Raw genomic sequence first — 22,399 nt, forward strand, 5'->3', positions numbered from 1 at the left:
TTGGTCGGACATCAGCGACAACCAGACGAAACTCGCGCTGTCGGACAAAACAACACGCCTCTCACCACACCGCGTCTCTGCTCCGCCGCGACGGCTCCCCCGTCGCCATACCCTGCAGAAAGAGCGTCGCCCAAACCGCGGTGTCCGTGCAGCGGCAGATCACAATCCACAGGTTTCGCATCTGCCACGGAGATGTGGATATCGATCAATAAGCTTTGGGATTTTCACGGAGCGTGGATAATTTTCCTGTCGGACATCTTGAACTGGAGACCGACATGCCGAAACCCACTAACCCGATCGACAAGGAAACGCTCGACCGCATGCGCGCGACGCTGTCCGCGCTGCCGCCGAAAGAGAAGACGACCTTCACCAACCGCGAGACGGTGACCGCGCTGGCCGCCGAGATCCTGCATGCCCGCGGGGCGCTCGGCTATTCCGTCGAGGATATCGCGATGATGCTCGCGGAGCACGGCATCGAGATCAAGCCGGCGACGCTGCGCGGCTATCTGCGCGAGGTGGCGAAGTCGACTCCGGCGAAGACAGTCAAGCGTCGCGGCAAGCCCGGCGCGACCGTGACTGCGGCGGCGCCTCTGCAGATCGACAGCGGCATCGGCTGCGAAAGTGCAGCAGCAGATGCCGCCGCGCCGTTGCGTGGTTTCGATGGCTGAAGCGGGCGACGGCCAGCTGCGCTCGGAGACGCGGCGCAGGTCCCGTGAGATCAAGGTGAGGGTGACGCCTGAGGAGCGCGCCCGCATCGAGCGGCACGCCGCTTTGCACGGCCACGAGACGGCGGCGTCGTTCATGCGCGCCGTCGCGCTGACCCCGGCAGAGCCCTCGCCGCGCGTCAGGCAGATCGTCGGCCTGCTCGGTCAGATCGGCGGCTGGCTCAAGGAGGTCGACCCAATCCTGTCCCGCTCGAACCGGGCAGGCGCCGCACGTTTGCGCAAGCAGGCGCAGATGATCGCGATTTGGCAGAGAAAGCTTCTGGGGGACGACGATGCTCGCCAAGGTCATCAAGACAAAGCGTGACGGGCTGACCGCGAAGACAATCTTCACGCAGCGCGTCGGATACTGCTGCGAGAAGGGCTGCAAGATTGTCACCGCGAACCTGGCAGGCGACTGGCACGAGGCCGCAGCTCAAATGGCGTTCACCGCCGGGCTGAACCCCGCGCTGCGCGACCCGTCCGCGCATATCGTCCTGACCTGGGGAGATGGGGAGAACCCTCGCGACGCCGAGATCATCGCCGCCGCGCGGATGGCGATGCACGAGATGGGCGCCGCCCGGCACCAGCATGTCATCGCGATCCACCGTGATAGACTGAACGTGCACGCGCATATCGTGCTGAACCTCGTCCATCCGATCACTGGCAAGACGCTGTCGATGCGCCAGGATTATGCTCGACTCGAGCTGGCCTGCAGGCGTATCGAGCGCCGGCTCGGCTGGCCGCCGGATCGCGGGCGCTTCGATCAGGCGATCGTCGACGGTGAAGTCCGGCTGGTGCCAAAGCCGCAAGCCCACTGGGATGCGAAGCGAACGGCGCGCGAAGCCGGTCTGCGGCCCGATCCGCGTGGCGGGCGCGGGGCCGCGCGTCGCTCGGGACGCAGACCGCTGCGCGATCGGATGTCGACCGAAGTGCGCCGCGCCGCGCGTGCCGCCATGGAGACGGCGGCAGGTTGGCTTCAGCTGCATGCAGGGCTCATGCGGCTCGGCTTGCGCTACGTGAGGCACGGATCGGGTGCGCGGATCATAGAGATCAGCAGCGCTGACACGATGCCGGCCAGCCATTTCGGCAGCGCGTTCTCGTTCGACCGGATGGTGCGGCGGTTGGGGCGATTCATCCCCGGCCCGCATCGCGCTGACGCTGCTCACGGGAGACGATCGGCGGCGAGAGAGGCCTATGACCAGGATCGCCGGGCGCGCCGTGATGTTGTCGCCCGCCTCACCGCTCGACATCGGGAGGCGCGTGTGCGGATCGGCTCCGCGTTGCAAGGATGGCCGCGGCTGGTCCAGTCGGCATTCCGCGAGGCTCTGAAGAAGGAGCAACGAGACGAGTTGGTGCGATTGTGTCGGACTATCCCCCTGCCCGTGTTGCGAAACGACGCATACCTGCGCGCGGATGGATTGAGCGATCCGACGCAGCAAGGGGCGTCACGCTATCCTCAGGCAACACGAATGGCGAAGGCACGGAGTGATGGCTTCTCGCTGTCCGAACCACGCCTCGATCACACGCTCATGCGCCAGATCTGGTTTGGCGGCATCCGAGACAACGATGGGCGGCGGCGCGAGCCGGACGCGGAGGATCTGTCAGCTCAGTTTCGCGCGCTCAGCAGTGGCGCAGCGATCATGCCGCGACTCGGCCCACATGAAGATATTCTGGGCTACGCTGTCGTGAGAGAACGGCCGGGACAGGGTATTGTCACGGTCAGACCATCGAGCCGACTGGGCCTGGCAAAGATCGGCAAGCTCGATGCCGAGACCTGCCTTATTGTCGCGGATGCCGCACTTGGATTGACGATATCGCTTCAGCGTCCCGACGATCTTGTGATTATCGCGTCGCCGTGGCCGACACGGCGCCAGCTGGCCCAGATCGAGAACCAGATCGGCAGACGCAACGCGGCGGTCGTGGAGGCGTCACCGACGTCGTCGGCGCATTTCGTGCGACTGAAGGATCACCTGCCGTCCGTCAAGCAAGTCGTTCTGTCGACGCCAAGCGAGAGACCGAAAGATCATCCACCGAGAGCGGAGCAAGACGAGCCCGACCGTTTCGAAGGTCCGTCACCCTTCGCATGACCACCCGACCAGTATGCCCTTTTCTATTTCGCAACCGGTCATCGTGGAGACACTCGTGGATCAAGGTCGATGAGGCACGATATAACCCGCCGGGAGGCCTGAGCCTGCTCCTCGGCACAGAAATCGACGGAAAAGCCGTCCTGAGAGCGGCGATATCCACAGGAACCTGCCCGCAGCTGCGGGACGCTCACGAGCTCCGACACTAGAATAACCTCAGATCGGAAAGAAGTCCGGGACATCCGAACCCCATATCCCGCGTCAGCCCAGCTGGCGCGACCGGAGACGTATATGATGAGCCAGAACCCCGCTGCCGAAGAGTCCCCTGAGAACCACACGCCCTGCTGCGCGGACATCGCCAGTCTGCTCCCTAAGCGGAGCTCCGCTGAGAAGCGTCATCAGACCACGAAGACTGCTGGTCGGCAGGCAGAGTCCGAGGCGCAGGATCTGACGGAGTTCTTCGACAAGATCGAACGCGGCCTGCCGCAGAGATATTTCTTCCACGAAGAAAGCCGCACGATCTTCCATGAGAATACACCCCCCGACCCGATCTGCGGACCGATCCGGGTCGTCAGCGAAGCGCGCCGCTGCGACCGGTCCGGATGGGCCACCGAAGTCGAATATCTTGATGCTGATGACACTAGGAAGCGCACGATCATTTTGAAGGGAGATCTTCTCTCTGGTCGGGGACCCGGTTTCGCGCATCTTCTGGACACGGGACTTGTCTTCCACGCCGGTCGATCGAGTGTGGCAACCGTCTTGAAGCGGTGGCGCAACACCGAACATAGCTGGCGCACCGATGCTGCAGGCTGGTTTCGAGATCCTGCGGGCCATGTCAGCTTCGTCGAAGCCGATGGCCGTGTTCATCAGCCTGCTGAACCGAACATCGACGCCGTCGTGCACGCGCAACCGATCGGGCCGCGGATGCAACCGGCCGGCAGTCTGGACGGCTGGCAACGGGAGGTGGCCACACTCGCGATTGGCAATCTGGCGCTGGTCTTCGCGATCTCCTCGGCGCTGGCCGGTCCGCTCCTGAGATGGGGTGGCATTGAGACCGCTGGCTTCAACCTCTACGGTCCGTCATCGTCGGGAAAGTCGCTGATGTTGCGCCTCGCGTTGAGTTGCTCGGGTCCGCCCAAACGCCTCATGCCCTGGGCGGCAGCAGCGTCCGGCCTGCATCGGCTCAGTGCAGCGTCCCAGGACGGCCTTCTCACATTGGACGCGTTTCCGCGCGATGCCGATGCAAAGCTTCTGAAGGCCTTGCTGGCGATCGGGGATGACGCCGCGTCTGGCCGTATCCTCGCGGATCAGGATCCTGACGGCGGCCAGCGCTGGCGCCGCGTGCTGCTCTCGGCATCCGAACTGCCCCTCAGCCGCAGTCTCGCGCGCAAGAAGAAAGACGTTCCCTCCGCGTTGGCGACACGGCTCATCGATATTCCCGCCGATCACGCACCGCACGGGCTTGTCGCGGATCTGCACGGATCAGGGGACGGACGCACTTTCGCCCGGCGCCTGGACGAGGCCACGCAGTGTCATCATGGACATCTGCTCGGCGCGTTTCTCGAGCGGCTCGTCGAGGATGTGCCCGAACTTCGCGCGGATCTCGCTGATCGCATGCCGGCCCTTACCCGTGACATCCAGGACCACCCGTCCATGGCAGCTTCCCTCGGCCGTCAGCCCGCGGTCGCAGAGCGTTTCGCGTTGGTGGCGTATGCCGGCGAGCTGGCAATCCGCTTCGGCCTGCTCCCCTGGCCCACCGGAACCGCGCGAGATGCGGCGCTGGAGCTCGCTTCACGCGCGCACAATCGCCTCGACGCGATCAACGGGGACATCGAGCACTCGGTGGGCATGATTCGCGACTACATCGACCGCAATGCGGAGCGGATCGCCGATCTCGACCTCAATGAGGCAATCGACATTCCGCCCGACGCCGTCGGCTGGAAGGACGAGAACAACATCTATCTGCTCAAGCAGCCGGTTGAAGAAGAGCTCGACGATGCCGACACGCTCTGGTCCAACCTGGCCGAGGCTGACATCCTGAAGCCTGGCGGTGAGAAGCGATCCCTCCAGTCCAGGATGCCCGCGAGCAAGGTGCGGGGCAGACCCCGCTGCTACCGCCTTGACAGCGATGAGCTTGCGAAAGACTAAGGAGCGCGGGTTAGTCACTTTCGGTCCAACAGTCCGACCGGTCCAACCGGTTAGCGACATCCCTCCGCAGACGCTGCTGACGGTGAGGATGCTTCCCCAGCTGCCTGAACGCCGTCGAAACGTCCGATAGCCCTGCTCTGTCAGCGTGCCGCACGTGTCTCTCGTCGACCCTCGCGGATCACGATCCTCCGGCCATATCCACAGAATATGTGGGACCACGAGGCTCCGGGTTTCAGGCCGATAGAATCGGCAAGCAGACAAGGAACTTCGATCGCATTTTGACCATCCCCATGACACGTTCTATACGCCTGACGCCAGCGCCCGCAGATCATCGGAGACCTTTCGCGGATCAGCGGCATGTGCGGAGACGATCTGTTTAAAGAGCGGCCCTGAGCCTCCGGAAATCTCCGTCTTCAAAGCGGAGCATCGCAACGCGCGCGCCCGGAGTGATAGCTATCCATTCCACATCTTCAGCGCATCGTGTCCCTGCAGCCCCCTTCGGACCAGCGACGGATTTGGCGCGAGACTTGGCACCAGCAGGCGGACGGTGCGAAGGGCCAGAAAGGGCGGAGAGCCGACTTGCGGCAGTGCGGCGCAGCATTGGCAACAATCTGTATAAGCCGACATTCAGGGGCAAGATCACGAGAGACCGGCACGAGCTAATGGTCGGGCGGGATTTGCACCTACGACCTTCAGGTTATGAGCAGATCAGAGGCGAAATTCGGGCACCCCGTAATTTCAGTATGTTACGGGACAATCGATTGATTTATTGCGATTTCCATGCCGACGCTCAACTGCATTGAGCGACATCTGACGGAACAACCTGCACGAGAACTGCAGCCAAGGGTTGAGGTGGCGTTGAGGTAGATGATTTTTCCAGCATCGTAAGTCTGACAACAAAAGTGCGGCCCATGCGTTGCCAGCAAGAGAGGGCCCGCTGAGAAGAAAACTCACATCTCCAACGGTTGTCGTTTATGTCGTCGCCCTGATGGAAAGCCGCGTCATCTGTTTTGGACTACCCTGATCGGGCTGAAACCGAAATTTCAAACCCACACGCCACCTCCTCAACCCTATAGCTTCACCCGTTTCAGCCTCAGCGCATTGGCGATGACCGAGACCGAGGACAGCGACATGGCGGCGGCGGCAATCATCGGTGACAGCAATATTCCGAAGAACGGATACAGCAGACCGGCGGCAACCGGGATGCCAGCCGTGTTATAGGCGAAGGCGAAGAACAGGTTCTGGCGGATATTGCGCATGGTGGCCACGGCCAGCTTGCGGGCGCGGACGATGCCGGTCAGGTCGCCGCCCAGCAGGGTCAGCCCGGCGCTTTCGACCGCCACATCGGCGCCAGTGCCCATGGCGATGCCCACATCCGCCGCAGCCAGCGCGGGCGCGTCGTTTACCCCGTCGCCCGCCATGGCGACCTTGTTCCCCTTGCCGCGCAGCCCGTCGATCAGATCCTTCTTGCCCTCAGGCAGCATCCCGGCGCGGACCTCGTCGATGCCCAGCTTGCTCGCCACCGCCTGCGCCGTGCGTTCGTTGTCGCCGGTTGCCATGATCACCTTGATGCCCAGATCGTGCAACTCGCGGATCGCCGCCTCGGCAGTTGGCTTGATCGGGTCGGCCACGGCGACCAGACCGGCCAGCCTGCCATCCAGCGCCACGAACATGGCGGTCTTGCCCTCGCCGCGCAGGCGGTCGGCAGTGTCCTCGCCGGTGTCGCAGTCGATCCCAAGCGAGGTCATCAGCGCGTTATTGCCAAGCGCCACGTCGCGGCCATCGACCTTGCCGATCACGCCCTTGCCGGTGATAGCTTCGAACTCCTCGCCACTACCAAGGCTCAACCCGCGCGTTTTTGCGCCTTCGACAATGGCTTCGGCCAGCGGGTGTTCCGAGGCCCGTTCCAGCGCCGCCGCAGCACCGAGCAACTCGCCCTCGGGCACGTCACCGAAGCTGGTCACATCGGTCAGTGCAGGCTTGCCTTCGGTCAGCGTGCCGGTCTTGTCAACGATCAGCGTATCGACCTCGGCCATCAGCTCCAGCGCCTCGGCATTCTTCACCAGCACGCCCGCCTGCGCGCCCCGCCCCGCCGCCGTGGTGATGGAAATCGGCGTCGCCAGCCCAAGCGCACAGGGACAGGCGATGATCAGCACCGAGACCGCCGAGGCGATGGCGAAGACATATGAAGGGCTGGGGCCGAAGATCAGCCAGACGATGAAGGCCAGCACCGCGATCACCACCACCGTCGGCACGAAGATGGCTGACACCCGGTCGGCCAGCCCTTGAATCGGCGCCTTGGACCGCCGCGCCCCGGCCACCATCTGCACGATCTGCGACAGCACCGTATCGGCGCCGACATCGGTGGCGCGGATCGCCAGCGTGCCGTTCTTGTTGATCGTGCCGCCGGTCACGCGGTCGCCCTGCACCTTCTCGACCGGCACCGGCTCGCCGGTGATCATGCTTTCGTCGACGGAGGACCGCCCCTCGACCACCTCGCCATCGACCGGCACGCTATCGCCGGGCCGCACGCGCAAGAGGTCCCCGGCCGTGATGTTTTCCAGCGGCGCGTCATATTCCGTGCCATCGGGCAGGATGCGCCGCGCCGTCTTAGGTGCCAGATCCATCAGTGCCCGGATCGCATCACCGGTGCGTTCCCGCGCCCTGAGTTCCAGCACCTGCCCGACAAAGACCAGGGCGACGATGACGACGGCAGCCTCGTAGTAGGTGCCGACCATGCCGCCCATCCGGTATTCTTCAGGAAAGATACCCGGCAGGAAAGTCGCGAACAGCGAATAGAGATAGGCCGCGCCGACACCCAGAGAGATCAGCGTCCACATGTTCGGTGAGCGGTTTTTGAAGGAATCCAGCCCTCGCTGAAAGAAAGGCCGCGCCGCCCAGAGCACAATGGGCGTGGCCAGCAGAAACTCCAGCCAGACGGCGGTGCGGTGTCCGATCCAGTCGCGGACCGGAATGCCTACCATCTCGCCCATGGTCAGGATCAGCAGCGGCACAGCGGCGGCCACGCTGACCCAGAGCCTGCGGGTGAAGTCGGTCAGTTCGTGGCTGGGTTCGTCCGAGGGAATCATCGGCTCCAAGGCCATGCCGCAGATCGGGCAGGCGCCTGGTTCATCGCGCACGATCTCGGGATGCATCGGACAAGTCCATTGCGTGCCTGCCGGGGCGGATTTTTCGACCTTGGCCGCCGCGCCCGAGGCGTAGAACCACGGATCGCCGTCGAACTTCGACTGGCAACCGTCCGAGCAGAAATAGAAGGTCTGTCCCTCATAGTCGCGGTGCCGGGCCTCGGGCTTGATCGTCACCTGCATCCCGCAAATCGGGTCGATGGCCTTGCCGGGATCAGCCTGTGCCGGTGCGCCACCGTGTGTCCCGTGATCGTGATGCCCATGCGAATGATCGTGCTTGTGGTCCATGACTCTCTCCCGGCAGATACCTATAGGGGGTATATCAGACTTGCTCTATACCCCTTGAGGGTATAGCACAAGCCGCAGATGTTGAAGTTCGGAGCCCTCCTTGGCGCATGACAAGCAGAACCGAGACGCGATCCTGAAGCGGCTTTCCCGCCTGAACGGTCAGGTGCAGGGCGTCTCGCGTATGGTCGAGGATGGGCGCTATTGCGTCGATATCCTGAACCAGACCGCCGCCATCCGGTCTGCCCTGCGCGGCGTCGAACGCCTGCTGATCGAGGATCACGCGCGAAGTTGCATGGAAGACGCGATCCAATCCGGCGATCAGGACCGGCAGCGGGTGATGTTCCGCGAGGTCGTCGAGCTGATGGAAAAGGTGCGCGACTGATGCGCCTGCTGCTGTCGGTCGTGCTTGCCGCCCTGCTGGCGGTGACGATGCCGCTGGCCCTGACCGGCGCCGCCTCGGCGGAGGCATCGCCGATGGCCTCGATGGCCGAAACATCCGCGTCGCCAGTCGCGCATGAATGCTGCACCACGCAGCCGGATTCTCCACATGGCGACTGTGCGGCCTGTGCCGTCATCGGCCATGCCGAAGTCACGGCGAACGCGGCCCGGTTGCCACGCCGAATCCGGCACATTCCCCCGCTGCAGGATATGAAATCCGCCAGGCCGCGTTTGCCGCTGCCCCCTCCGCGATCCGCTGCTCTCTGACGCCACATGGCCCGAGTGGCCACAAGTCGATCAACTGCGCCATGACAGGGATGAATGACCCTACGGCGCGCAACATCCCGAAGGACATCAGATATGAGCAACCCCAATTTCTCGCGTCGCGGGGCGATCCTTGCGGTCGCGGCGATACTGTCGACAACCTCTACCCTTGCCTTCGCCGCCACCGGCTCGGATGCAAAGCCGAACCTGCTGAGTGTCACCAAGGACCCCGGCTGCGGCTGCTGCGGCGCCTGGGCCGACCTTGCCATCGAGGCGGGGTTTGAGGTCGAAATCACTGAGGCCAGCGACTATGTCGGCATGAAGCGCGACGCCGCTGTGCCCGAAAACCTGTGGTCCTGCCACACGACCCGGATCGGCGGCTATATCGTCGAGGGCCATGTGCCCTTCGCGGCCATAACGCAGCTTCTGGATCAGCGTCCCGACATCTCCGGGATCGCCGTGCCGGGGATGCCCGCCGGCTCTCCGGGCATGGGCGGCGGGGTCGAGGCCACCGCCGAGGTCATCGCCTGGGGCGGCATTGCCGGTGACGGGCGCGCCTTTCCGCTGGACGGATAACAGATGACGCGCAACGCACTCATCCTCATCGCGGCGGTCGGTCTGGCCGCTGCGATCCTGATCCTCTGGCGCGGCAGCGCGGCGACTGAGACAGCCGCACAGGATCAGGCCGTCATCGCGCTTGGCCAGCGGCTCTACGCCGACAACTGTGCCAGTTGCCATGGCGCCGATCTGGAAGGGCAGCCGGACTGGCAGACCCCACTCGCAAATGGCCGCTATCCGGCGCCCCCGCATAACGAGACCGGCCACACATGGCATCACGCCGACGCGCTTCTGGAACAGATCGTCCGTGACGGCACCGCCGCCGTGGTCGGGGATGGTTATGAAAGCGACATGCCCGGCTTTTCTGATGTCATGAGCGACGCCGAGATCGCCGCCGTTCTGGCCTATATCAAATCCACCTGGCCGGAACGCGAGCGCGCAATCCAGAGCCGTATGACCAAGGACAGCGCGTCCTAACACCCCGCGCGTCACCACCCCACCCAAGGAGCTTCACATGAAGAAAAGAACCGCCGCAATCGCGCTGACGCTTCTCATCCTAGCAGGATGCGCGGCACAGACGCCTGATATCGCCGTCGAGGAGGCCTGGCCCTATCCGATCCCGAACGAGGTCGTCGCCATCGCCGGTCCCAATCAAGATCTGACCACGGCTCGCGTCGATCCGGCGGATGACTGCTATTGGTATTACCACGCCGGGCCGGTCGAGACGACGCTGGTGCCGCTGCGCGCCGCAAATGGCAACCATATCTGCAACGCGCGCACGTCCTGACACCCGGCATCGCCGGAGGGCGGCCGTTCAGCTGACGGCCGTCACGCTGCCCTCCGGCGAATAGAGATAGGCCGTCGCGCCGATCTGGACCCGTGGATACAGCCCGTTGATATGGGCCATGACCATGCGGACGCAGCCGGAACTGGCGCGGCTGCCGATCGAGGTCGGAAATGGCGTGCCGTGAATGCGCAGATAGGTGTCGCGCTCGCCGAGATAGAGATAGAGCGCTCGCGAACCCAGCGCGTTCCGGGGGCCGGGCTCCATGCCATTTTCATACTGCGCATAGACCTCGGGTTCGCGCTCGATCATGTTCCGGGTCGGGGTCCAGTGCGGCCATTCGGCCTTGCGCTTGATTGTATAGGTCCCCGGCTCGTAAAGATCGCCCCGACCGATGGCCACGCCGTAACGCATTGCGGTGCCGCCCTCTTCGATGTGGTACAGGTATCGGGCCACGGCATCGACGTGGATATCGCCCGGCACCAGACCGTCATTCGCGACAATCCGCTGCGGCAGGAAACGCTGGTGCAGGCCCCAAGGATTGGGGCCGCCGGCTTCCACCTCGGCATCCCAGGCGGCCTTCTGCGCCGCGTCGGGCCAGGTCGAGGCCATAAGCGGGCTGGCGGCGGAGGCCGCGAACAGCGCCGTCGTCGTTCGGATGAAATGTCTGCGTGTCAGCATGTGATTGCTCCTCGTAATGGTTGTACCTTCAGATGAATGCGGCAAGCGCAGCGGGATCCGCGATTGCCGAACCGTATCGCATCAGCGCCCATCGACCTCGGGCGTCGCCGCTGGCCCGCCTTCCAGATCGGCGATCAGCGCCTTCATCTCCGCGATTTCCAGCGTCTGGGCCTCGATGATGCTGTCCGCCAGCGCCCGCACGCGAGGATCCGAGATATCCGCGCGGGTGGATGTCAGGATCGCAATCGAGTGATGCGGAATCATCGCCTTCATCCAGGCGGTATCATCGACCGTTGCCTGACTGCGAACCAGAAACAGGCCGAGGGCAAAGGCCAGAATTGAAAGGCCTGCGACGGTCATATTGGCGCGCTGGTTGCGATACATCCCAAGCATGAAGGCCAGCATGATCAGCGCCATGGCGCCGCCCATGTAAAGCGCCATCCACATCCGGGTCTGGCTGAAAAAGACATGATCCATCGCCCAGGTGTTCAGATACATCAGCCCGAACATGATCACCGTCGAGGTAGCGATCATCGCCGCAAAACGGCCATAGCTTCCGCCGCTCTGGCTTCCGTGGCTATTGTGTCGATCAGAATTATCCATAGCGTTGTCCTTTCGTGAAATGCTTCAATTGCCACGCGAGGCCGCAACCAGTTCGGCCAGTTCCGTTGATGAAATGGCGCCAAAGCGCGAATCCGATCCGGCGATGAAGGTGGGTGTGCCGACAAGCCCCATCGCCTCGGCCAGCGCATTGGACTGCTGGATATGTTGGGCAATCTCCGGGCCGCCCATATCGCGCTGCAACTGCTGAGTGTCTAAACCCATGGATCGCGCAACACGCAGGACGCTGGCCCTTTCGGCCCGGGGTTTCTGACTCATCAAGGCGCGATGAAAGTCGGCGTAGCGGCCCTGCTTGCGCGACGCCAGCGCCGCGCGGGCCGCGAAAACCGAACCCTCGCCAAAGACCGGCCATTCCCGCATCACCATCCGCAAGCCGGGATCGGCTCCTAACACGGCATCCACCACTGGCATCATCGCACGGCAGAACTGGCAGTTATAGTCGAAGAACTCGATCAGAGTCGCATCGCCGTCAGGATTGCCGAAGATCGGCGCATTCGCGTCATGTTCAAGCTGCCTGCGGAATTCGGGTGGAAGCGAATGACCAGCCCAAGATAGGCGCGGTGCGATGGCCATCGCCGGGGCGGTAAGGGCCAGGGTCAGGATCATGCGTCGCTGAAACATCATGTCACTCCCGTCACGCCGAGACCGCGAACGTCGTCATCATGCCGCTGGCAAGATGCGGCATGTGGTGACAATGCAGCATCCATTCCGCCGCCTCGCCCGCATCCAGCGCCACCGTGACCATCGACATGGGCGGCACATAGACCGTGTCGCGCAATGCACCGGAAAACCGTCTGCCATTGATCGCGACAACTTGGAAATGATGGCCATGCAGATGCATGGGATGGCCCATCATCGACATGTTGTGGAACATGATCTCGACCCGCTGGCCTGTTTTGGCCGTAACCGGAATCCGATCCTCGAACACGCGGTCGTTGATGGTCCAGCGATAGGGCTGCATCTGCCCGCCCAGCATCACCATGGGTGATGCATCGGCAACTCGTTCCGTCAGCGGAGCAACGGCCCGCAAGGCGGCTTCCTGTGCAAGGTCGATATCGAATGCAGGTGCGGCCTCGTCTGCCATTCCAAGCATGACCGGCACCTTGGCGCCAGCGGTCGCAAGGATAAGGCCGGTGCGCTCCTGCGCGCCTTCGCGCAGAGCAAGGATCGGCCATGCGCCGCCTCCGGTGGGCAGGTCAAGCTCGATATCCAGGCGCTGCCCCATGGCCAGACCAAAGCGCGTTCCTGGCAAGGGCTGCACCGGCTGGCCATCCACCGCAACAAGCCGACCCGGAACCTCGCCGCTGTCGAGCCAGAATACCGTGGCCGCAGCCCCGTTGATGACCCGCAGCAGGACCCGGCCACCCTTTTCTACCCGCACAACTTCCGGGTCGCTCAAGGTGCGGTCATTCACCAGATAGGCATCGAAATCGAAGTCGTTCAGATCCATCTGCATCCCGGTCATGCCGGGCATGGACATGCCGCTCATTTCCGACATCACATTCATGGCCATGCCGCCCCCCATGTCATGACCGGCATGGGGATCGGCTGGTTGCGACATTTCGGCTTCGGCGGCCTCGTCATGCCCCTTTCCCGAGCGGATTTCGTCCAGCACCTCTTCCGGCGGGCGGAAGGAAAAGTCATGCAGGAACATGGTGACCTCTTGCCGATCAGCTCGCAGATCCTCGGGGCGGCGGACGATCAGGGGTGCGGCCAGCAACTGCATCTCCTGAATGGGCACATGGCTGTGCATCCAGTGCGTGCCTGCTGCGGCCTCAAAATCATAGGCACGCGTCTCTCTTGGCTGCAGCAGCGGCATCGGCATATCGGGAACGCCGTCCTGTGGGTTCGGCGGGATCTGTCCATGCCAATGAATGATCGTCGGCTCGGCCAGATCATTGGTCAGATCCAGCAAGAAACGCTGGCCGGGGTCCAGTGTCAGCCCGGGCGTTCCGTTGCCGTTGATCAGCCCGAAAACCGTGGCGGCGCGGCCATCGATGTCAAGCGTGCGCGTCGTTGCCTGCAATGCCAGCGCGGCTGGCTGCGCAAAGCCCGTGCGCGGGACGGCAAAAGCTGCGGCCATGGCAGCGGATGCGGTCAGAAAGCCGCGGCGATTCAGCGTGCATGTCATATGAGTAATCCATCAAACCCCGTGGGGCGAACAATGTTCGGCACCTTGAACAGGTGCGGCAAATCAGGTGTTCAGATGGATTTCGGAGGGCGGTATCCGGGGCCGACCAGACGGCCCTCACGTGTCACCGCTATAGAGTGCCATTTCAGCGAATGCTCGGTCTCAACAGGCGCAAGTTGCGCGGCAGCAAGCCAGGGCGTAGGTGTGCCGACACATACAATCGCACAGGCATCGGTCATATCGTGCCGAGAAGGCTCTCCCGAATAACCGTGCTCATGCCCGGCTGTGTCGCCGGGATGGCTGATCGAAGCGACAACTTGATCGGTCGGCAGTCCGGCTGGGCCAGCACTTTGCCCATGCTGCGTCGCGCCCGCCAACACGAGCAGGACAACAAGCAGAGAACATATCGCGCGGCACACCATGTGGTTGAGTTGGAACCTATGAAACTAGCTTGACAATAAGCAGGACAGGCTCTCGTTGCAATTCACGGAGTAATCAACAGAGGGTGTAGGTTTTTCCCTTCTGAGCCATTGACCGGCAGCCCTCCCCCTAGGTTCTGCCACCTTCCGCCTCCCCGCCGGTCTGACCGGCGATGCATGACTCGCGATGAGCGCGAGGCTGAGCCTTGTGTGGGATGCAAGAAGGAGGCGCTGGGCGTGGTCAAAAGACTGAGATTGAACGAGAAATCGGTGCGGGAGGCGGTGCCGGAACCGGGCCGGGACTATCAGATTTTCGACAGCGAGGTGCGGGGATTTGCCATCTGCATCTACCGCTCGGGCAACCGGGCCTTCACGCTGGATTACTGCCATGCCGGACGGCAGCGGCGGATGACGCTGGGGCGCTGGCCGGAATGGTCGACGGCAGCGGCGCGGGAACGGGCAAAGGAGCTGCGCCGCAACATCGATGCCGGTGGCGACCCGCTGGGCGTGAACGAAGACGGGAGGGACGCGCCCGCAAGCTGCAGGGATCGAAACCAACGCCGGTGTGCGCCAACCGGGTCGGCGAGGTGCTCCGAAAGATGTTCACCTATGCGCAAAGCTGGGCTGGAGTGAGGACAATTCGGCATCGGGATTACGCCGCCGGATCGAGAACCCACGCGAGCGGTTCCTGCCACTGGGGGACCAACAATCGTGGTCGGAAGTAAGTGGTTGCCGCTTGCCGTCAACGGGCCAACGTAAAATGCCGCGCCAAGCATGCAATGGCAGGTCTGGTGATTGCTGCAATGTAGCGCCGAACTGAGCGCAAAAGTCCGCTCTGGGCCGAGTGCACGGGTCCGAGGCTGACTGGCACCGCCCCAGATGCAAAGAGCGGCAGATCGACGTGAGGAGCCCAATTCCGCCGATCGCGCGTGCCTTCAGATGAACAACGCGCACGTGTTCTCAGGTGGTTCAACGCCTGCAGATGTGGGTGCTCCAATGCGCGTGCAGCGCTTCAATGTCGCCGCTGGTCAAAAGCGGCATTGCGACATTCAGCTGATCTTCGGACCACTCCCACCACCGCAGCTCGAGCAGAAGATCGACCAGATCTTCAGCAAACCGCTTGCGGATCTCCTTGGCGGGATGCCCGCCAACGATGGAATAGGGCGCGACATCCCTTGTCACCACGGCGCGCGTTCCGATCACGGCGCCATCGCCGATCGTGATGCCAGGCATGACAACGGCTTCGGAACCGATCCATACGTCATTCCCGATGACCGTATCGCCAGCTGGCTGAAAGCCGTTCTCAGCACCACTGAACGTGGGCACATCAGGCATCCAGTAGAATGGGAACGTGCTGATCCAGTCGTGTCTATGGCCTTGATTTCCTGCCATGATGAAGGTGGCGCCGGAACCGATCGAGCAGAAGCTATCGATCAACAGGCGATCGACGCCCTCATCCGGCAACAGATAGCGAGCGCATTCGTCGAAGCTATGGCCATGGTAGTAGCCGGAGTAGTAGCTGAACCGCCCGACTAGGATGTTGGGATTTGTGACTTGTTTGTCCAAGGTGATGCCTCGAAAAGGGCTTTCGAAGTAGTTCTGCATTTCAAACCTCTGAATGAATGGCTTGCATGCGCACATGCAAGAACACCGCTAGCGCCAATGGCGGCACGCCCTCTTCCTGAGCTTTTGCGCAGGAAGTTATTCAGATGGTTCGGTCCGCAGCCTTCATCGGGTATTAAGCCTTCCGAGATCTACCTGAAGATAATGCTACAGATCGAAGGCGTAAGCCAGGTCATAGGCAGTTATCTCCCGCAACGCGGTCACGGCCTGATCGATCTCACTGCGGCCTGCACCAACGTCCGGTTCCGGGAACCTGCATTACAGCATCTAACGGCGTCGACGGCAGCATTGGGCCGAGTGCGCGGGGCGACCCCGCGCCGTTCTTGGCACTAAGCCGGGGAGATCAACGCGAGGAGCCCAAAGCCGCCAATTATATCAAGTTCCCTAGGCCATTTTCTGTCAACCAGATACCAGCTAGAGGAAAGCGTGAGCATGCGGGAGCAGTGCGATGCGAATGATTGGTCTTATCGGCGGAATGAGTTGGGAAAGCTCCGCAGAGTATTACCGCATTCTTAATCAAGGGATCAGAGCTCGGTGTGGTCCTACGGCATCTGCACGGTGCATTCTGTGGTCGTTCAACTTTGCAGAGATTGAAGATCTGCAGCATCGCGGCGATTGGGCAGGTTTGGAACGTCTGATGGTCGATGCCGCCAAGCGCCTGGAGACCGGCGGGGCAGAGGTTCTGCTGATCTGCACAAACACCATGCACAGGATGGCTGATGCCGTACAGTCCGCAGTGGGGGTGCCTTTACTTCACATCGCGGACGCGACCGCAGATGATGTGAAAGCAGCCGGCTTCAATAAAGTCGGCCTACTTGGCACGGTCTTCACTATGGAGCAGGACTTCTACAAGGGACGCTTAGCGCAGCGGCATGGGTTAGAGGTCATCACTCCTGGCGCAGCAGATCGTGAAACTGTTCATCGGATCATCTACGAGGAGTTGGTAGCTGGTCTTGTGCTGACAGCTTCTAGAGAGGCATATCGAGCAGTTATCGCGCGCCTGGTCGAAGACGGGGCCGAGGCGATCATCCTCGGCTGCACCGAGATCATGCTGTTGGTCCAGCCTGAAGATAGCGCCGTTCCCCTTTTTGACACAACCGCACTTCATGCTAACGCGGCGATCAGCATGGCGATCGCGGAGTGAACTGGCGCTCACGGACTTAACGGCAGCAATGTCCCGCGTAACCTCCATTCCGACGCTCGCGTTGCTGCATGTGGTTGCCAATGCCCGCTCCGGGGAAGCCGCACCGGAATGTTCGGCCAAGAGGCGAAAGGCAGCAATGGGCCGGGTGCGCGGGTCAGCGGCCGCCCGCCGTGCGTCACGTTGCCAAGGACGTCAGACCGACGCGAAGAATCCCATAGACCCCGATCGTGTTGGTCGCAGCGAATACCGGCGCGGAAGAGTTTCCTGGCGCACTGCCCAGTACTTGCGTCTGCGACCGGCAGCACAGCAAGCTCCTCAAACCTGACGCCGGTGAGCGGCGCAGCGACTGAAACGTCGAAGTGCAGCGGGAGACACCTGCCTGCAATCGCTAGACGGCGGCTGACCACAGCTGGAGGCCAAGCGTTGATCGGCAGGTCGTCCACTATTAGCCTCATGCATAAATCAGCGATGACGGAGGAATGGCCGCTTGGATTTCATGAACCTCCTGAGATCGGCCGAACAACTGCTCTACGAAGTCGTTTCGTGGCTGGTCTTCTATCCGCTGACGCTGTGGCGTTGCCTCAGGCATCCATCCGCCATGATCGGCTACGCGGAAAGGGAGCTGACCAAGGCGCCCGAGGCACAGTTTCTGGACGCTCTCAGCCCGCCAATCTTTCTGTTTCTCACCCTTCTGCTGGTGCACATGGTCCAAACAGGGGTCTTTCACGACAGCGTTGTTCTGTCAGGGGTGCTCGGCGACACTCGGAACCTGCTGGTCTTTCGGGCGGTCTCGTTCAGCCTGTTTCCGATGCTTCTGGGACTGCAGCATGTGCGTCTGGCAGGACAGCGGCTGTCGCGGGAGACTTTGCGGCCGATGTTCTATGCGCAGTGCTACGTGACCGTTCCCGCCGTTCTGGCCTTGGATCTGGCTTTGATGCTGGGCAAGTCACCCGCCGGCTGGACCGACTTCGCGGCTTGGATCATCTTCCTGATCGGGCTCGTCTGGTATGCCCAGGCCCTGATGCGGGGGTTCATGCTTCATCGGGGTGTCTCGCGAGGACGGGCACTGCAGCAAACGGCGCTGGCCCTGGTGCTGGGCTCGGCCAGCTTCGTGATTGCCATGCTGTTGTCGCTCCTGACCGGGCCACTGCCCCTCAATCTCTAGGGCTGGAACATCAGAAGCCCGGCTTGGACTGGCAGGCGGCCAGTCGCGTCATCCGGCGGCAGAATGGCGGTTGTCCACGTTGTCGACAGGATCTGCCACGAGGGATCGCGCTTGCGCATCTCCTCCAGCAAGCCCGCGAGGTGCCCGCTGCCGTAGGCGATATAGATGTCCTGCCCCGCCGCGGCAGCAATCCTGTCCGCCAGCTTGCGATTACGGAAGTCGAGCACGACCAGGTTCATGACGTCCGCGTCCTCTCCGCGACCAAGCAACAGGGTGAACGCCCCGCGACAGGCGGCTGCCAGAAAGTCCCTCTGGTGGCCTCCAAGGCGGGACACGAAGTCCAGGCCCTTGGACAAGGTCAGATCCTGACCAGCGGCCTGGCTTGGGGCAATGGGCTGATCCAACTCGGGCCGCTCCGCGACGAGGCGCTTCCATTCCTCATACACCTCGGTCACCGAGACATCCGCCAAAACCACGTGAGCAGGGTCGATCGCTGCCTGCCGCTGCACGAAGTTCAGAAAATCGCCCTGAAACTCCAGTCCGCAGGCGTTTGCCAGCCGGGCATATTGTGCATTCAGATCGCCGTCGGCGTGAACCGCCGCATTCAGCCAGGCGGTCGCTTCGGGCGTGCCGGGCAAGATCCCTTCGAAGTAGAGCACGTAACCCGCGTCCCGCGCGCGCAGCATGTCGTAGACGACCGAGCGATAGAATTGGTCAGAGCCGATGTGGATCATCCCCTGGAACACGACCTGCCGGGTGCCGTCGCTCAGCGTGACGCGGGGCACGGTCAAGGGATGCAGTGCCGGCTGCAGCAGCAGCCAGTAGAGGGGTGCCGCGACCAAGCTGCAGGCGACGGCGGCACCTGTCAGCATCGACCGCCGCCGCTTGCCACGATACGCGCGAAGCACCCGCTTGGTCGCCAAGCCCATCCCGGCTCCCAAGGCCGCAACCATACCCAGCACCAGCGGCGATGCTGCCCACAGGAGCGGGGCGGATATCAGGAACAGGATGGCAAGTGTGGCCCATGTCAGGGTCTGGATGCGGATGGCGCGAACGGACAGCAAAGGATCTCCTGTCAGATCGGATCGGCCCCGATGGGCAGATGGCCAAAGGCGAACGCTGCCAGAAACCCTGTCCAGTCGTTCAGGACGTGGGCTCCGGCCGACACCCACAGGCTCCGGGTGACGACGTAGGCGAGCGTCAGGACGACCCGCGCCGAGCCGATGCCAATCAACGCCTGTGCCCAGTTCCAGTCATAGGTGGGCAGGTGGGCGGCCCCGAATACCGATGCCGAAACCATGACCCCGCAGATCACGCCCCAACCCTGCGAAAGCCCGAACCTGCCGATGCAGAGCCACAGCGTGGCAAGAAACGGCAGAATGCCGAGCAGTTCCTCTCCGATCAGCTGGGGGATGGTCGGGATCAGCAGCATCGCCAGCTGCCCTGCCGACAGGTCCTGCATCCGGTCTGCGAAGGGATTTGCGCTGAGCGGTGCGACCCGAGCCAACAGAAGGCCGACCGAAAGGGAAACCACCAACGTCAGGGCTCCGAACAGCACCATCAGCGCGACCTGCCGCAGCCCAACCCTGCCGAACAGCGCGACCCAGTGCTGACCTGCCACCAATCGCAGTGACAGAAGCGGAATACCCATAAACAGCAGCGGCGGGATCAAACTTGCCGGGAAGGCCATCTGCGGCAATGCGGTCAGCAGCCCGAATCCCAAGGCAAGTGATGCCACCAGAAGACCCCAATCGCGTCCGTTCAGATGGACGTGGCGATCAGTGCTGAACGGAAAGCCAGAGCCGTCCGGCATTGGTCATCCCCCGCCTATCGCAGAATCGGGCTATGCGTGCCCTGCCGCGCCTCATCCATACGCGAAAAGTTCGGTCACCCTGTGTTCGTTGTCGGTCCGGCAAATCGTCATGTTCTGACCGTTATGCGTCACGAACATCTGAATGCCCGATCCATCCCGAAGCGGCGCCGCGCTGACGACCTCGATGAAGGTTGGAGTGGTGGATTCCCTGAACGCCATCGCCTGCTTGCAGGCGGCGACATCTTCGGGGAAATCATCGCGGCCTGATCCGGCAACCCCGCTGACGCCGGTATCGTCGCAGGCGGCAACCGTCAGCGCCGCCAGCAGTAGGACTGGATATTTCATCGTCATCTCCTGGTTTTGCGGTTACTCGACGTAGAGCGTCAGTGAGTATGTCGCAGTCTCACCGCGGCGTGCGGCGTTGCGCATGAGGTAGACGTCGATCAGATAGTTGCCGCTGGACGGAATGGTGACGGAGGCGCCGTTCCCGTCGATCGAGCTGTTGTAGAGCGCCTCGCTGGCACCAGGGGCCGTGATGTTGAAATAGTTGCTGGCATTGTTGGTATCCAGCTGAACGTCCAGCTTCTGCCCTGACCGAACGCCTAGAACATATTGGACGGTGTCGTAACCGCGGACAGAGCTATTGATCGTGGTGCCCGAGGTGCCGCGATCGAAGCGAACCGTTTCCCGGCGCACCTCGTCGGCAGAAGCAGGATGAAAAGCAAGAACGGCAAGGAAAAGCGCAAGTGTGGAAAACAGTCTCATGGGAGTCCTCCGGACAGCAGGCCCTTCATGCCGCTAATGCTAGAATGGGCCGAACTTTTCAACTTCCTTTTCTTCCGGCAAGCGTGGCAGCGAACAGTCCTTTCGCCGCCACGCCCAGTCAGGAACACAGCCCGAATGGGCTTGCCCGTGATGCGACGGGCCCCATGGATGGGCCATGCGGCCCTAGCCGTGACGTCACATGCCGGTGACGGCCTCTTCGGCCATGGCCGCTTCCTCGATCGTCGCGGGACGCGTGGCCCTTCGCTGGAAGGAATAGGTTCCGTCCGGCTGGCTCGTGCCGCCTACGCAGGTTGCGGCAAAGTTCACCAGCCCGTCCTCGCCCGGGCCTTCCTGATAGGTTGCAACCTCGCCGCCCGTGCAGCTGGCAGCCAGCGCTTGGCGGGCAATTTCCTCGTCGAAGCTGGCAGGATTGTAAGAGCCGGTCAGGCTCCCTTCCGCGATAGTGACGTTGACGTAATTGGGGTCCTCGACCGCCTCTGCCTCGGGTGCCTGGCAGGCGGCAAGGACCGCGCAAGAGACGATGGCGGCACCGAGGCGCCATGACATGCGCTTGACAGAAGATGCAGGCAGGTAGTCGATCGGCATGGGCTCACTCCGGGATATGACAACTGCGTGATTGGAGCATTCCAGAGGACAATCATTCGGTCAATTGTATTCACAGCCACCAGCCTTCTTGCGGCCCGATGCGCCGGCAGAGAGCAGCGCGCCCTCTGGTCGCCCGCAAGCGCAGGCGGGGCAGCGACCATGCCGCCGCCGCCCAAGCCCCGCAGGTGCAGACCGCGATTGCCGCGACCATCACGGCGGCGATGTTGTTTATGACTGGCTCGTCCACAGTGATCATCAGCATCTGGAGGTGCCGCCGGTGGACAAGGCCAGCCCCGTGATCCCGGAGTGCAAGTCAATCAATCTGACCATCGCCGTCAGAATAACCGGTCTCCGCCAAGCGTTGGCTGAAAAAAGCCTCGCCGTTACGACCTATATTGGATCCGGCCTCGCTGCATATGGATGAAAAGCTACAATGCCTGCTGTGGATTTAATCCGTCCGGCGTCACCACCTGGCGGCTTGATACATTGAGCTTGTCAGCATGTAGGTGATGGGAATGCAGACGCAGCGAACGGCGGCTTGTCTCCCGTCAGAGCAGACTTTGGCCTGTCGATCTCGCTGCGCCGGGCATGAACGTCTGCTCTTGGGAATCTGCACGGCAGCAGAAATGCCGGCCCGACCGTCCGCTATGGGCCGTCATTGCGGTTTGCATGTGTGTCTATACGTCAAGCAGCGTCCGATGGCGTTCGAACTATCTGGTTCAGATTGACCCATCGACGATCGACTGTCTGGACCTTCCAGAGCCGTCACCGGAGCAGAGAGGGCGGGCATCACTCACATCAGTGACCAACTGACTAACGCGATTACGCCGCGATCGAGTAATTGCTGCATAGTCGCGTCTATATGGACCTCCCTCCGACGATCTACTAGCGTCCGCCGGCCTCGTTCTCGGCCGACCATAATCGGACAGCGCCTCGCGCCCGACCTCGCACGTCCATCATTCGCTGGAGCTAAGCACCGTGCCGCCGGTTCAGCGAGGTGCCCCTACACGCCTGCGC

23 protein-coding genes and 1 pseudogene are annotated in these 22,399 nt (G+C 62.6%); 12 read left to right on the forward strand and 12 right to left on the reverse strand.

Going from position 1 to position 22,399, the window contains the following annotated elements; genetic code table 11:
- The first annotated feature begins 320 nt into the window (after positions 1 to 320).
- The 4 genes from MLD63_RS16220 (at position 321) to MLD63_RS16235 (ending at position 4,936) form a co-directional block, all read left to right on the forward strand.
- Positions 321 to 668 carry a hypothetical protein gene (locus MLD63_RS16220; protein WP_255330972.1) on the forward strand — a complete coding sequence of 116 codons (348 nt, stop codon included), beginning with the start codon at positions 321 to 323 and terminating at the stop codon, positions 666 to 668.
- Positions 661 to 1,029: a plasmid mobilization protein gene (locus MLD63_RS16225; RefSeq protein ID WP_255330973.1), complete on the forward strand. Its 369-nt coding sequence runs from the start codon at positions 661 to 663 to the stop codon at positions 1,027 to 1,029. Before MLD63_RS16220 ends, MLD63_RS16225 begins: the two co-directional genes overlap by 8 nt.
- On the forward strand, positions 998 to 2,791 hold the full coding sequence (locus tag MLD63_RS16230; protein ID WP_255330974.1) for a relaxase/mobilization nuclease domain-containing protein: 1,794 nt from the start codon (positions 998 to 1,000) through the stop codon (positions 2,789 to 2,791). The genes MLD63_RS16225 and MLD63_RS16230 overlap by 32 nt, the downstream gene beginning before the upstream one ends.
- Positions 2,792 to 3,079: 288 nt before the next feature.
- The gene (locus MLD63_RS16235; protein ID WP_255330975.1) at positions 3,080 to 4,936 is read left to right on the forward strand and encodes a DUF927 domain-containing protein; all 1,857 of its coding nucleotides are present in this window, start codon (positions 3,080 to 3,082) and stop codon (positions 4,934 to 4,936) included.
- A gap of 1,070 nt (positions 4,937 to 6,006) precedes the next feature.
- On the opposite strand, the gene MLD63_RS16240 is transcribed toward MLD63_RS16235, so the two are convergent.
- On the reverse strand, positions 6,007 to 8,370 hold the full coding sequence (locus MLD63_RS16240) for a heavy metal translocating P-type ATPase (protein ID WP_255330976.1): 2,364 nt from the start codon (positions 8,368 to 8,370) through the stop codon (positions 6,007 to 6,009).
- Positions 8,371 to 8,470: 100 nt separating this feature from the next.
- On the opposite strand from MLD63_RS16240, the gene MLD63_RS16245 reads away from it, so the two are divergent.
- The 5 genes from MLD63_RS16245 (at position 8,471) to MLD63_RS16265 (ending at position 10,417) form a co-directional block, all read left to right on the forward strand.
- Positions 8,471 to 8,752 (forward strand): metal-sensitive transcriptional regulator, encoded by a 282-nt coding sequence (locus MLD63_RS16245; RefSeq protein WP_101459771.1) that lies wholly within the window; start codon positions 8,471 to 8,473, stop codon positions 8,750 to 8,752.
- Positions 8,752 to 9,075 (forward strand): hypothetical protein, encoded by a 324-nt coding sequence (locus MLD63_RS16250; protein WP_255330977.1) that lies wholly within the window; start codon positions 8,752 to 8,754, stop codon positions 9,073 to 9,075. The genes MLD63_RS16245 and MLD63_RS16250 overlap by 1 nt, the downstream gene beginning before the upstream one ends.
- A 93-nt stretch (positions 9,076 to 9,168) precedes the next feature.
- Entirely contained in the window at positions 9,169 to 9,648 is a 480-nt protein-coding gene (locus tag MLD63_RS16255) for a DUF411 domain-containing protein (protein ID WP_119886900.1), read from the forward strand.
- 3 nt (positions 9,649 to 9,651) lie between these two features.
- Entirely contained in the window at positions 9,652 to 10,107 is a 456-nt protein-coding gene (locus MLD63_RS16260) for a c-type cytochrome (protein ID WP_119886901.1), read from the forward strand.
- A 37-nt stretch (positions 10,108 to 10,144) separates the two neighbouring features.
- On the forward strand, positions 10,145 to 10,417 hold the full coding sequence (locus MLD63_RS16265; RefSeq protein WP_119886902.1) for a hypothetical protein: 273 nt from the start codon (positions 10,145 to 10,147) through the stop codon (positions 10,415 to 10,417).
- A 27-nt stretch (positions 10,418 to 10,444) separates the two neighbouring features.
- Here the strand turns inward: MLD63_RS16265 and MLD63_RS16270 are convergent, their stop codons facing one another.
- From MLD63_RS16270 to MLD63_RS16285, 4 genes are all read right to left on the reverse strand, one after another.
- Complete coding sequence (locus MLD63_RS16270) at positions 10,445 to 11,095, reverse strand: L,D-transpeptidase (RefSeq protein WP_119886903.1); 651 nt, start codon at positions 11,093 to 11,095, stop codon at positions 10,445 to 10,447.
- Between the two features lie 81 nt (positions 11,096 to 11,176).
- The gene (locus MLD63_RS16275) at positions 11,177 to 11,629 is read right to left on the reverse strand and encodes a DUF305 domain-containing protein (RefSeq protein ID WP_010400332.1); all 453 of its coding nucleotides are present in this window, start codon (positions 11,627 to 11,629) and stop codon (positions 11,177 to 11,179) included.
- Between the two features lie 93 nt (positions 11,630 to 11,722).
- Positions 11,723 to 12,337 (reverse strand): DsbA family protein, encoded by a 615-nt coding sequence (locus MLD63_RS16280; protein WP_010400333.1) that lies wholly within the window; start codon positions 12,335 to 12,337, stop codon positions 11,723 to 11,725.
- A 13-nt stretch (positions 12,338 to 12,350) separates the two neighbouring features.
- Positions 12,351 to 13,847, reverse strand: coding sequence for a multicopper oxidase family protein (locus tag MLD63_RS16285; RefSeq protein ID WP_255330978.1), 1,497 nt, complete (start codon positions 13,845 to 13,847; stop codon positions 12,351 to 12,353).
- Between the two features lie 656 nt (positions 13,848 to 14,503).
- On the opposite strand from MLD63_RS16285, the pseudogene MLD63_RS16290 reads away from it, so the two are divergent.
- Positions 14,504 to 14,957: pseudogene (locus tag MLD63_RS16290) on the forward strand (Arm DNA-binding domain-containing protein); the annotation flags it as partial.
- 278 nt (positions 14,958 to 15,235) lie between these two features.
- On the opposite strand, the gene catB reads toward MLD63_RS16290, so the two are convergent.
- Positions 15,236 to 15,871, reverse strand: a complete 636-nt coding sequence (catB, locus tag MLD63_RS16295) for a type B chloramphenicol O-acetyltransferase (RefSeq protein ID WP_255330979.1) — start codon at positions 15,869 to 15,871, stop codon at positions 15,236 to 15,238.
- 472 nt (positions 15,872 to 16,343) lie between these two features.
- Here catB and MLD63_RS16300 point away from each other — a divergent pair, with 472 nt between their 5' ends.
- Together MLD63_RS16300 and MLD63_RS16305 are read left to right on the forward strand one after the other, a co-directional pair.
- The gene (locus MLD63_RS16300) at positions 16,344 to 17,033 is read left to right on the forward strand and encodes an aspartate/glutamate racemase family protein (protein ID WP_255330980.1); all 690 of its coding nucleotides are present in this window, start codon (positions 16,344 to 16,346) and stop codon (positions 17,031 to 17,033) included.
- A 496-nt stretch (positions 17,034 to 17,529) separates the two neighbouring features.
- Positions 17,530 to 18,198: an MFS transporter permease gene (locus tag MLD63_RS16305; RefSeq protein WP_255330981.1), complete on the forward strand. Its 669-nt coding sequence runs from the start codon at positions 17,530 to 17,532 to the stop codon at positions 18,196 to 18,198.
- Here the strand turns inward: MLD63_RS16305 and MLD63_RS16310 are convergent.
- The 6 genes from MLD63_RS16310 to MLD63_RS16335 all read right to left on the reverse strand — a co-directional run bounded on the left by MLD63_RS16310 (position 18,195) and on the right by MLD63_RS16335 (position 21,644).
- Positions 18,195 to 19,262: a hypothetical protein gene (locus MLD63_RS16310; protein ID WP_255330982.1), complete on the reverse strand. Its 1,068-nt coding sequence runs from the start codon at positions 19,260 to 19,262 to the stop codon at positions 18,195 to 18,197. The genes MLD63_RS16305 and MLD63_RS16310 overlap by 4 nt on opposite strands.
- Before the next feature lie 11 nt (positions 19,263 to 19,273).
- On the reverse strand, positions 19,274 to 20,011 hold the full coding sequence (locus MLD63_RS16315; protein WP_255330983.1) for a CPBP family intramembrane glutamic endopeptidase: 738 nt from the start codon (positions 20,009 to 20,011) through the stop codon (positions 19,274 to 19,276).
- Positions 20,012 to 20,062: 51 nt separating this feature from the next.
- On the reverse strand, positions 20,063 to 20,356 hold the full coding sequence (locus MLD63_RS16320) for a hypothetical protein (RefSeq protein ID WP_255330984.1): 294 nt from the start codon (positions 20,354 to 20,356) through the stop codon (positions 20,063 to 20,065).
- Positions 20,357 to 20,377: 21 nt separating this feature from the next.
- Positions 20,378 to 20,776 (reverse strand): DNA breaking-rejoining protein, encoded by a 399-nt coding sequence (locus MLD63_RS16325; protein WP_255330985.1) that lies wholly within the window; start codon positions 20,774 to 20,776, stop codon positions 20,378 to 20,380.
- Between the two features lie 195 nt (positions 20,777 to 20,971).
- Positions 20,972 to 21,382 carry a hypothetical protein gene (locus tag MLD63_RS16330; protein WP_255330986.1) on the reverse strand — a complete coding sequence of 137 codons (411 nt, stop codon included), beginning with the start codon at positions 21,380 to 21,382 and terminating at the stop codon, positions 20,972 to 20,974.
- A gap of 70 nt (positions 21,383 to 21,452) precedes the next feature.
- Positions 21,453 to 21,644: a hypothetical protein gene (locus MLD63_RS16335; RefSeq protein WP_255330987.1), complete on the reverse strand. Its 192-nt coding sequence runs from the start codon at positions 21,642 to 21,644 to the stop codon at positions 21,453 to 21,455.
- Positions 21,645 to 22,399 lie beyond the last annotated feature (755 nt).

Source organism: Paracoccus albicereus (assembly GCF_024359525.1).
Taxonomy (GTDB): domain Bacteria; phylum Pseudomonadota; class Alphaproteobacteria; order Rhodobacterales; family Rhodobacteraceae; genus Paracoccus; species Paracoccus albicereus.

Bases quoted from the DNA above. Each gene is read 5' to 3' on its own strand.
- MLD63_RS16220 (WP_255330972.1), top strand. From the start codon at position 321: ATGCGCGCGACGCTGTCCGCGCTGCCGCCGAAAGAGAAGACGACCTTC.
- MLD63_RS16225 (WP_255330973.1), top strand. From the start codon at position 661: ATGGCTGAAGCGGGCGACGGCCAGCTGCGCTCGGAGACGCGGCGCAGG.
- MLD63_RS16230 (WP_255330974.1), top strand. From the start codon at position 998: ATGCTCGCCAAGGTCATCAAGACAAAGCGTGACGGGCTGACCGCGAAG.
- MLD63_RS16235 (WP_255330975.1), top strand. From the start codon at position 3,080: ATGATGAGCCAGAACCCCGCTGCCGAAGAGTCCCCTGAGAACCACACG.
- MLD63_RS16240 (WP_255330976.1), bottom strand. From the start codon at position 8,370: ATGGACCACAAGCACGATCATTCGCATGGGCATCACGATCACGGGACA.
- MLD63_RS16250 (WP_255330977.1), top strand. From the start codon at position 8,752: ATGCGCCTGCTGCTGTCGGTCGTGCTTGCCGCCCTGCTGGCGGTGACG.
- MLD63_RS16255 (WP_119886900.1), top strand. From the start codon at position 9,169: ATGAGCAACCCCAATTTCTCGCGTCGCGGGGCGATCCTTGCGGTCGCG.
- MLD63_RS16260 (WP_119886901.1), top strand. From the start codon at position 9,652: ATGACGCGCAACGCACTCATCCTCATCGCGGCGGTCGGTCTGGCCGCT.
- MLD63_RS16265 (WP_119886902.1), top strand. From the start codon at position 10,145: ATGAAGAAAAGAACCGCCGCAATCGCGCTGACGCTTCTCATCCTAGCA.
- MLD63_RS16270 (WP_119886903.1), bottom strand. From the start codon at position 11,095: ATGCTGACACGCAGACATTTCATCCGAACGACGACGGCGCTGTTCGCG.
- MLD63_RS16275 (WP_010400332.1), bottom strand. From the start codon at position 11,629: ATGATCGCTACCTCGACGGTGATCATGTTCGGGCTGATGTATCTGAAC.
- MLD63_RS16280 (WP_010400333.1), bottom strand. From the start codon at position 12,337: ATGTTTCAGCGACGCATGATCCTGACCCTGGCCCTTACCGCCCCGGCG.
- MLD63_RS16285 (WP_255330978.1), bottom strand. From the start codon at position 13,847: ATGACATGCACGCTGAATCGCCGCGGCTTTCTGACCGCATCCGCTGCC.
- catB (WP_255330979.1), bottom strand. From the start codon at position 15,871: ATGCAGAACTACTTCGAAAGCCCTTTTCGAGGCATCACCTTGGACAAA.
- MLD63_RS16300 (WP_255330980.1), top strand. From the start codon at position 16,344: ATGATTGGTCTTATCGGCGGAATGAGTTGGGAAAGCTCCGCAGAGTAT.
- MLD63_RS16305 (WP_255330981.1), top strand. From the start codon at position 17,530: ATGAACCTCCTGAGATCGGCCGAACAACTGCTCTACGAAGTCGTTTCG.
- MLD63_RS16315 (WP_255330983.1), bottom strand. From the start codon at position 20,011: ATGCCGGACGGCTCTGGCTTTCCGTTCAGCACTGATCGCCACGTCCAT.
- MLD63_RS16320 (WP_255330984.1), bottom strand. From the start codon at position 20,356: ATGAAATATCCAGTCCTACTGCTGGCGGCGCTGACGGTTGCCGCCTGC.
- MLD63_RS16325 (WP_255330985.1), bottom strand. From the start codon at position 20,776: ATGAGACTGTTTTCCACACTTGCGCTTTTCCTTGCCGTTCTTGCTTTT.
- MLD63_RS16330 (WP_255330986.1), bottom strand. From the start codon at position 21,382: ATGCCGATCGACTACCTGCCTGCATCTTCTGTCAAGCGCATGTCATGG.
- MLD63_RS16335 (WP_255330987.1), bottom strand. From the start codon at position 21,644: ATGCTGATGATCACTGTGGACGAGCCAGTCATAAACAACATCGCCGCC.